7 protein-coding genes and 1 pseudogene are annotated in these 9,848 nt (G+C 44.3%); 1 reads left to right on the top strand and 7 read right to left on the bottom strand.

Features of this window, described 5'->3' with window-relative positions; all coding sequences use genetic code 11:
• Positions 1 to 328: pseudogene (locus tag BM378_RS20505) on the top strand (IS4 family transposase); the annotation flags it as partial.
• A gap of 54 nt (positions 329 to 382) precedes the next feature.
• Here BM378_RS20505 and BM378_RS19985 read toward each other — a convergent pair.
• The 7 genes from BM378_RS19985 to tuf form a co-directional block, all read right to left on the bottom strand.
• Positions 383 to 2,719 (bottom strand): fatty acid cis/trans isomerase, encoded by a 2,337-nt coding sequence (locus BM378_RS19985; protein ID WP_074989868.1) that lies wholly within the window; start codon positions 2,717 to 2,719, stop codon positions 383 to 385.
• A complete protein-coding gene (locus tag BM378_RS19990) occupies positions 2,716 to 3,096 on the bottom strand; it encodes a hypothetical protein (protein ID WP_036971539.1) in 381 nt (126 codons plus the stop codon). The genes BM378_RS19985 and BM378_RS19990 overlap by 4 nt, the downstream gene beginning before the upstream one ends.
• A 139-nt stretch (positions 3,097 to 3,235) precedes the next feature.
• Complete coding sequence (locus BM378_RS19995) at positions 3,236 to 3,901, bottom strand: SDR family oxidoreductase (RefSeq protein WP_074989869.1); 666 nt, start codon at positions 3,899 to 3,901, stop codon at positions 3,236 to 3,238.
• A gap of 169 nt (positions 3,902 to 4,070) precedes the next feature.
• Entirely contained in the window at positions 4,071 to 4,787 is a 717-nt protein-coding gene (locus BM378_RS20000) for a hypothetical protein (protein ID WP_074989870.1), read from the bottom strand.
• 70 nt (positions 4,788 to 4,857) lie between these two features.
• A complete protein-coding gene (locus BM378_RS20005) occupies positions 4,858 to 6,657 on the bottom strand; it encodes an alkaline phosphatase (protein ID WP_074989873.1) in 1,800 nt (599 codons plus the stop codon).
• Positions 6,658 to 6,668: 11 nt separating this feature from the next.
• On the bottom strand, positions 6,669 to 8,258 hold the full coding sequence (locus BM378_RS20010; RefSeq protein WP_074989871.1) for an alkaline phosphatase: 1,590 nt from the start codon (positions 8,256 to 8,258) through the stop codon (positions 6,669 to 6,671).
• Between the two features lie 468 nt (positions 8,259 to 8,726).
• The coding region (tuf, locus tag BM378_RS20015; RefSeq protein ID WP_074989872.1) for an elongation factor Tu at positions 8,727 to 9,848 on the bottom strand (1,122 nt) is incomplete at its 5' end.

Consider the following 9,848-nt stretch of genomic DNA (forward strand, 5'->3'; position numbering starts at 1 on the left):
GAAGCCAGACATGGTACGCCAAGAGTTATGGGGATTACTACTCGCTTACAACTTAATACGCATAATCATGCTTGATGCAACTAAAGAAGAAGATATCTTGCCTACTCAATTAAGCTTTAGCCAATCTATGCGGCAGGTAATCGCTTTCTTCATGTTTACGCCAATACATAGTGCAAGTAAGTTACCTGTTCATTATGATGAGTTACTGACAACACTTAGGTTGTTTATCTTACCCGATAGGCTACCAGACAGGCATTATCCAAGGGTGATAAGAAGGAAACCAAATAAGTATCCTTACAAAAGAAAATGCCAGTCAGCTCTTAACTGACTGGCATTACACTCTAGGTGGGCTTTAAACTATCGGTTAACACTATCAATTACTTTATCTATTTTCGAGCCGATTATAATCAAATAGCCCAAACTCAACACCGCGATATTGCTTGGCAACGTGGTGCAAAATATCACTGTATTGCCAAAACTGCGGGTGCGTTCGACGAATGGAAAACTCACTTTTCAAGTCTCTGTACGCTGCTTCATCAGTGACTTTAGCAAGGCCTGATGCGAACGCATTAACTTGCTCAGTATTGTGTAAGTACCAAATCGCTTCGGGGTAGTCACCAATAAAACCAGGCACAATCGTCACGGTATCTTCATCATAGGCACGCTGACCTTCTTCGTTCAATAAGCTCGAAATATTATAATGAGCATTATGGTGAATAATGGTGTATGCCTTATGCGCATCCGCCCCCTCTTTCACTAACACAAATGAAATTTGTGGCAATAAGTTAATCGCTTTTACCGGTAACTCATTAATCTGCGAGAGAGGCTCTGGCACTTGCGTGTAATCATAACGCGTACTCAATATAGGCTTTAACTTTGCTTTAAGGATGTTGAATAATTCCGCCTGTGGGTCTGTGGTTTTATATTCAATGCCCGATGGCTGACTAAAGGACAGTTCATCTTCAAAAAAGCTCGTGAGACTTGGCGGTGATTTACGATACCATTGTGCTTTGATTTCTTCTCGTTTGTTCTCTGGTAGTAACGCTAAGTAATTGCCCTCACCCTCTAAGCGTAAAAAGTCCATGTATAAACGCGTTAATAATTGATGGCCTATATTGCCATACACATCAAAGCCAGCCACCAGCAAGTAGTGAATGCGCTCAAACAAAGCATAATCAAGCACCCATGCTGTTTTAGGCTGTTGGCCTATCCAGCCTTTAACCACGGTTGCACTATCAAAATGACGAAAAACGGTGAGTGCCGCATTTTGATTATGACCATCGCCACGCCACAGTAAATCGGTGGTTAAGTGCTGGCCATTGGCGAACATTTTGTTGGCCAAAGCCACTTTAGCAGAGAGATACTTATTTTGACTCTTTGAGTATTTCACCCAGCTTGAAATAGGCAGTGCGTTACTTTCTTCTTCAGCGGGCAATGCCAGTGCATCTTCATGCTGTAATAACAGTTCACCCACCTTAGGGGTTGCTGCCATTTCAGGTTTTGCAAAGGCAACCCAAAATTGATCGTTAATAACATTAAGGGCTATTTGACCACGACATACAGGGCCTTTAATAAACCCCATAATGATCAGTTCAGCTTCATCAAGCATAAACTGATAACGAGAATTTACCGGGATGGCCGCAAATGCTTTAAATGGATTTGAAGCAACATCCGGTTTATAGCTTGGCAGCTTATCAACCTGATACTCTGTTTCGATGAATTGAGCGTGCAAACGCGCAAGTTTTTCATCATTAAGAGCAAGCGGCAGGTGTGTTTTTGCCAAAATAGTTGAACGGTCATGCATCAAACGATAATAAACCCGAGATACCTTGGGATCTTCGTAAGGACGACGCGTACTAATCACTTTAACGTCTTGGCCCGGTGGGGTTGATGAGCGAACGAGTTTAAAGTAGCTGTGTTTATCTCCCTGTTCGGGGAAATAAATATGGGCTAAATACCAGTGCTCATAAATATACCGAGCTGCAAGTTGATGCTTTAAACCCTCTTGGTTTAAAAACGCTTCCCAGCGCTCAACTTGTTTAAGTACGTTTTTTTCTGGCGGCTCAATATGTGCCAGATAGCCCCCTTGCTTTAACCATTTTGCTAAACGCTGAAATTCTTCACTTGAAATACCCGGCAAACCATATGGCATCCCACTGTGCGGGTTGTCCTTTGCAAACGCATCGAACTCATTCATGGTTGTACATGTTTGCTCACGATCGAGACTAAAATCAAATTCATCACCTAAGATTGCTTGTGTCGGAAGCGGGCTACTTTGTTTAAGCACTAACGCATTGTAAAGGACACTGGCAGCCAAATTCGCCTCTTCAGTTTGCACACGCTCATTAAGCACCGGTGTAAAACCTTTTTCTCGCCACTCAGTGGTATCGAGTGCGTCAAACAGCAATCGGCTAGGCTCTTGGGCCAGTAAGCGCGTTCCATCGTAAACACGTTCTTTACTGAGGCCTCTGTCGATGCCCTCAACCGAGGATAACTTCAATTGGCACGGCGCATCATAACAGCCATGACACACCACACAGCGACTATCGAGCACTGGCTTTACATCTGCCAAAAACTCAGCACCTTGTGGGGTTGATGCTGCAACAACACGCTGTTGAGGCTGCTCTTTACCAAATAGCTCATCATAGTGCGCTGCCCCTAAATAAGCGCAACCACTTAATAAGATTAAGCCAAATAGTGTCGTGAAGGTTTTTCTCATCCTTCTTCCTCGCTATCCTCTAGGTCATCACCTAAGTCAAAGGTTGGCATCATATCGACTTGAGGCGATACAAAACTGCTGTCGCCCTCAGCGCTGAGCATTGCACTTAATAGTGGCCCACGAACAAGGGTTAGCTGAGCATGGTGCTCACCCTTTATCAGTGACTGATATTGTTCAGCCAATGCTTCGAGTCGATAATCAGTTAAGGCAATAGCCACACTACTATCAACAGCAGGATTCTGGCAAAGCTGGGTAAGGAGATTTTCATCTAACGTGACGTGTAAAAGTAAATCAGGCGACTCAATGTCACGACTATTGAGATGCTCATCGAAATAAAAAAGGGGAAGGGTTAAATCGCTATTTTGCTCTAGTTCCATGTGCTGTTCTCTACATCAATATGACTGTCATTGTAGAAGTATAGCAAACAAAAAGAGCAAAAATTAGCGAAAGTTATCAGCAGTTAACCGCTTTTTTATTGCTAACTGCTTTACTGTTAATGACTTATTTTCTCACTCTTTACCAAGGTAAAGTTTCACCATTTGAGTGCCAAAAACCACCACTATTATCAAGGTTTAGCTCATCGATGCGCTTTATTAAACGTTCAGCGGCTGTCTCTGGGCTGATATCACCTGCAAAATTTACCATCTCTGTTTGTACAAACCCGGGATGAAATAGCCCAACGGCTATCTGCTTATCTTTAAGCTCATGAGCCAAACTCACTCCCGCAGCATTGAGTGCGGCTTTTGACATACGATAGCCTATATAGCCTCCCGAGCCGTTATCAGCGATTGAGCCCATTCGTGATGTAATCATCGCTACTTTGGCATCAATCCCTAAGTTTTGTAATAACGCGTGAGTAATACGAACAGGCGCGATGGCATTCACACTTATTTGCTTTTCAATTGCAGCAAAATCCATCTCATCGAGGGTTTCGTTATGAAAAATACCCGCGTTGTTGATCAAAATATCTATTTTGTCGCCATGAAGATGATTGGCAAGTGTTGTAACATCGTCTGGATTAGCGACATCAATATCACTGATTATTTTCACATCGAGCGCTTTTAGCTCTTCACTTGGCGTGCGAACAACCGCCGTAACACGGTTTCCTAGTGCTAAATAGTGCTTACAGAAATTAAGACCAATACCTTTATTGGCACCCGTTACAACCACATGTTTTGTCATTCGTCTGCTCCTTCGTTAGCGTATACCCTATACCTTGGGACTGATAACAAAAAATCAAGGGCTGGTGCTTATTGAACTGTGTACTTTAAATGATAAATCGCACAGCCAAAGACGTGCTGTAAGGGTGTGCCGCTTTAATACATTCAGCGGCAACGTTTAGCAAGGCATGTTAATGATGGTGCTGATGCTCACTTTGCAATTGATTACCTTGCGCATCATAAAAACCAGTCGCGCCATGCTCTACAAACCCTAAATTAATCATCTTGGCTAAAAAGGGGTCGCTTTCATTGTCACCAATGTCGGCATAATCTGTCGTTTGAAAGTTATCCCACTTGGCAAATTGTGCTGTTACCGCGTCTTTATTGTGCTCAACCATAGTTAAAGCAACTGTGCGACTATAAGAAGGCGATGAAATACGCATTTCTTTAACCAGCTGCTGATTAGCAAGCCACGTTAACTCTATTTTTGTCTCTGCTTGCTGGTATTGATAATGTTCAGTCAGCTCACAACCTTCGCCTGCACTGTTTTTTAAAGTCATTTTTTCGAGCAGTGCATTACTTACCAACTGATATTTGGCACTCCAATCCTGTTCGCCCTGAACCTCAGAAGGCTGATATTCAATACCACGCTGTGCGTGTTGAAAGTATCGGATTGGTCGCATTTGCTGATTACGTAACTGTTGCCACAACTCGATAAATTGTGGGTTTTGCTTAGCCACTTGATGAGGCGTACGCCAAAGCGTAAAGGCGTTTTCTGTGTGCTGTTTGTTAGCAACAGCATCGGTTGTCACTGTATAGTTTGCTTTCGCATAACCGGTGTTTGTATCGCACTGACCTGCAACAGCAAGTGGGCTAAGTAATGAAGCAATTAATATCGCAGCTTTCACGGGAGTCTCTTTTCTTTTAAAGGTGTTGTATTCGATGTAAGGAGAGCCCCTAAGGGCTCTCTGCTAACATTTATTGGGCTAATTTAGCATCAGCTTGTTTCACAAGGTCAGCCGCATAATCCATCACATGGAAAATAAGGCTTTGCTCATTCGTACCAGTAACTAAATGGGCTCCTGGGCCTACTGCATACACACCGACATCTTCTGCTGCGTGTGTTTCAGAACTAAGCGGTACCACCGCTTCTTGATGGAAACCCGGTGTGGTTGTATCAACATCGGTGAGATCAACACGCCCAGTCACGGGTGCAAAGTTATAGCCCGCATCCGCATCAGTTTCATCACCTAAGTCACGAAAGCCACCGCCATTAGTGTATCCTACAGTAGTGTATGGCATATTATCCGCTGCGAGTGATGGCTCATCACTCCCCACAGGCACGACTTTACCTAAAATTGGGTTACCACGTTTTGGATAACCCGCAATCGTGAACACATGGCTGTGGTCAGCCGTAACAATGATCAAAGTATCTTCAATGCTGGTTTTATCCAATGCAACTTGAACAGCCTTTGAAAGCTCAACCGTATCACTTAATGCGTTGTACGCATTGCCCGCATGGTGAGCATGGTCAATACGACCCGCTTCAACGGTTAAGAAGAAACCTTTGTCATTGTTATCAAGCACGTCAATTGCTTTTGCGGTCATTTCAGATAATGAAGGCTCACCAGCAATATCGTTAGCGCGATCGGCTTCATACTGCATATGTGATTCATTGAATAAACCAAATAAACGCTCAGTTGTGTCTGCATTCACAGCATTAAAACTTGCTTGGTCCATAACATATTGACCCGCTGGGTATTTCGCTTTCCACTCAGCAGTTAGGTCGCGACCATCCGTACGGTCACCTTCAACACTGCTTACAGCGTCCGCAGAGTTAAACGCGGCATCTTTAGGTAAGAAGTGACGACGACCACCGCCCAACACGACTTCTAAGCCATCAACATCTAATCCCGCATAACGTGCTTCAAGGTTTGCTTCGAAGTTAACGAGTTGCGAGGCGATATCTTCACATCCCGCAGCGACAGCCGCTTCTGGCATATCAGATACATCTTCCCAGTTACGGTCAGCCGATTTTGCATAGGTGGCAGCAGGTGTGGCGTGTGTAATTCGCGCTGTTGATACAATCCCGGTCGATTTTCCTGCAATTTCAGCAAGCTCTGTTGCTGTTACCAGCTCATTACCCGCAACCGTCGCACAGTTACCACGTTCGATATCTTCATCAACGCCGATAACACCTGCATCTGTTTTAACACCAGATGCCATTGCTGTCATCGTACCCGCAGAATCCGGCGTTTGTGCGTCAACGTTGTATGTTTTTGCAAAACCAGAAAACGGCATCGCTTCAAAACTCAGTTGATGCTCTTCGCCCAGCTTGCCTTCAAGCTGACCCGCCATAATGCGTGCCGCTGTCACGGTAGAAATCCCCATACCGTCACCCACAAATAGAATGACGTTTTTCGCTTTCCCTGACTCTTTAGCAACCGCAGCGATGCTGTCTTCGCTTGCCGCCATCTTAACTTTTGCGGCCTTAAACCAATCATTGCTCGTCAGTGGCGCAAGCTGCTGTGCGGTCAGTGATGTGGCTGGGTCATTACACGCAACCGTTGTCTCTGTGATTTCTGCTGAGTCTAGCTCACCATTGCGGTTTGTATCTTCACCCGATACGGTTTCTGTACCGCCATTTACACACTGCTCAGACCCGACAGCTAAGGTGTTTTCAACTGTGATTGTTTCAATTGGGCCTTTGTCATCATCATCAGAACAACCCGCTAATGCCACTACTACAGCAAGAGAAATTAAATTTAGTTTTTTCATTGTCATCGCCATTATTCTTCAATTAGTTCTAGAGCTTGATTTATGATGTGGAAAATTACATTTTGCTCCACAACGCCTTGCGCTAACTGCGCACCTGGACCTTTTGCATGCAATGAAATGTCTTCGCCCGCATGCGTCTCAGAACTTAATGGCACAGTGGCTTCTTGGTGGTAACCTGGGGTCGTTGTATCAACACCCGTTAAGTCAACACGGCCAGCAAATGCAGCGTCGTTATATGACGCATCAGCATCAGTCTCATCGCCTAAATCACGAAAGCCTAAACCATTTGCATACCCGACTGTTGTATACGGCATACCGTCTGCAGCTAGAGTCGGCGCTTCTTTACCAACGGCAACCACTTGACCCAGTATTGGATTACCGCGTTTTGGGTAACCCGCAATGGTAAACACATGACTGTGATCTGCGGTGACTAAAATAAGCGTTTCTTCTGGGTTAGTGTTTTCAACAGCCGCTTGCACTGCTTTTGCAAATTCAACGGTGTCGTTTAATGCGTTGTAAGCATTTCCCGCATGGTGAGCATGGTCAATACGTCCTGACTCAACCGTTAAGAAAAATCCTTTATCATTATTTTTAAGAATGTCGATAGCTTTAGAGGTCATTTGTGATAATGAAGGCTCGCCCGCAATATCGTTACTACGGTCTGCTTCATACTGCATGTGTGACTCATTAAATAGTGCAAACACGCGTTTTGTATCTGCATTTAGTGAATCGAAACCAGCTTGATCCGTGACATACTGACCCTCTGGGTAGAGTGTTTTCCATTCTGCAGTTAGGTCTCGCTCGTCTGTGCGGTCCCCTTCGACTTCACTAATAGCATCAGCTGAATTGAATGCCGCATCTTTTGGTAAAAAGTGACGACGACCACCGCCCATCACAACCTCTAAACCATCCACGTCAGTACCGACAAAACGTGCTTCTAAATTCTTCTCAAAGTTAACAAGTTGAGATGCAATATCTTCACAACCAGCTTCAACGGCATCAGCCGGCATATCAGAAATGTCTTCCCAGTTACGATCCGCCGATTTTGCATAAGTTGCAGCAGGTGTCGCGTGTGTGATTCGTGCCGTTGATATTACCCCCGTTGCTAGGCCTTTAATTTCAGCCAGTTCAGTCGCGGTAATTAATTCATTGCCAGCAACTGTCGCACACTTGCCACGCTCAATATTTTCATTAACACCAATCACGCCAACGTCAGTCTTAACTCCTGAGATAATAGCCGTCATCGTCCCCGCTGAATCAGGTGTTTGTGCATCCACGTTGTAAGTCTTAATTTGCGCAGAGTAAGGGAACTCTTCAAAACTTAAAAAACCTTCTTCGCCAGACTTACCGCTCATTTGACCTGCCATGATACGTGATGCAGTAAGTGTCGACACCCCCATACCATCACCCACAAATAAGATCACATTCTTCGCTTTAAATGCCTGTTCTGACTGAGCTACCTGTTCTTTCTTGATTAATTTAGCTTCAGCGGCACTGTACCACTCATTTTGTTTTTGACTATCTGGTAACACACCGGCATTCGCCGTCGCTGACAATGCCAACGTAAAGCCAATTGCTGAGGCAATTTTATTAATTTTCATCGTTACGTTCCGTTAGTACGTTATTTTAAGAATTGTATGCGACTAATTAAGCTGCACATGGATAATTAGCGAGCTTATGGTAGGAAGTATTTATGACTGAATAAGTGACTTTTAATGACGAAAATATTAAACAACTGATTAACAGCCAAAAGAAAGAAGCACTGTTTTAAGGTGGTTAATAAAGGCGAGTAGCGAGTAGCGAGAAGCGAGAAGCGAGAAGCGAGAAGCGAGAAGCGAGAAGCGAGAAGCGAGAAGCGAGAACAAAATAAAGCCACGTTAACCTCAAGCAAACTTTTTGATGTTTAATCACACCAGTAAGTAACCCCCGCTCGGTAACTGACTTCTAATATCTAACTTCTAATATCTACCTTCTAATATCTAACTTCTAATCTCTATTTTCTCATCCATAAAAAAACCCGAGACTAAGCTCGGGTTTTTCTTGAATGCTTAATGCATCACTATAGTTGATTACTCAACGATAGTTGCAACAACACCAGCACCAACTGTACGGCCACCTTCACGGATAGCGAAGCGTAAACCTTCGTCCATCGCGATTGGAGCGATTAGCTCTACAGTCATCTTGATGTTATCACCAGGCATTACCATTTCAACGCCGTCTGGTAACTGTACGTCACCTGTTACGTCAGTTGTACGGAAGTAGAACTGTGGACGGTAACCTTTGAAGAATGGAGTATGACGGCCACCTTCATCTTTAGAAAGTACGTATACTTCTGAAGTGAATTTAGTGTGTGGCTTGATTGAACCAGGCTTACAAAGTACTTGACCACGCTCAACGTCTTCACGCTTAGTACCACGTAGAAGTGCACCGATGTTCTCACCCGCACGACCTTCGTCTAGAAGCTTACGGAACATCTCAACACCTGTACATGTTGTCTTCGTAGTTTCTTTGATACCTACGATTTCAACTTCGTCATTCACGTTGATGATACCAGCTTCAACACGGCCAGTTACAACTGTACCACGACCTTGGATTGAGAATACGTCTTCGATAGGCATGATGAATGGCTTATCGATGTCACGCTCTGGCTCTGGGATGTATGAATCTAGCGCTTCAGCTAGTTCAATGATTTTCGCTTCCCATTGCTCTTCGCCTTCTAGGGCTTTAAGTGCTGAACCTTGGATTAGAGGTAAGTCGTCACCTGGGAAATCGTACTCAGAAAGAAGTTCACGAACTTCCATCTCTACTAGCTCAAGTAGCTCTTCGTCATCAACCATGTCACATTTGTTCATGAATACGATGATGTAAGGTACGCCAACCTGACGAGAAAGTAGGATGTGCTCACGTGTTTGTGGCATAGGACCATCAGTCGCAGCAACTACTAGGATTGCGCCGTCCATTTGAGCAGCACCAGTGATCATGTTTTTAACATAATCGGCGTGTCCAGGACAGTCTACGTGTGCGTAGTGACGAGTTGGTGTATCGTACTCAACGTGTGAAGTTGAGATTGTGATACCACGCTCACGCTCTTCTGGAGCGTTATCGATTGATGCGAAGTCTTTAGCTGTACCACCGTATACTTTTGCAAGTACGTTAGTGATTGCTGCAGTTAGGGTAGTTTTACCGTGGTC

Source organism: Pseudoalteromonas lipolytica (assembly GCF_900116435.1).
GTDB lineage: Bacteria > Pseudomonadota > Gammaproteobacteria > Enterobacterales > Alteromonadaceae > Pseudoalteromonas > Pseudoalteromonas lipolytica.

Coding starts and splice junctions, on each gene's coding strand:
- BM378_RS20005 (WP_074989873.1), bottom strand. CDS start 6,657: ATGAAAAAACTAAATTTAATTTCTCTTGCTGTAGTAGTGGCATTAGCG.
- BM378_RS19990 (WP_036971539.1), bottom strand. CDS start 3,096: ATGGAACTAGAGCAAAATAGCGATTTAACCCTTCCCCTTTTTTATTTC.
- BM378_RS20010 (WP_074989871.1), bottom strand. CDS start 8,258: ATGAAAATTAATAAAATTGCCTCAGCAATTGGCTTTACGTTGGCATTG.
- BM378_RS19985 (WP_074989868.1), bottom strand. CDS start 2,719: ATGAGAAAAACCTTCACGACACTATTTGGCTTAATCTTATTAAGTGGT.
- BM378_RS19995 (WP_074989869.1), bottom strand. CDS start 3,901: ATGACAAAACATGTGGTTGTAACGGGTGCCAATAAAGGTATTGGTCTT.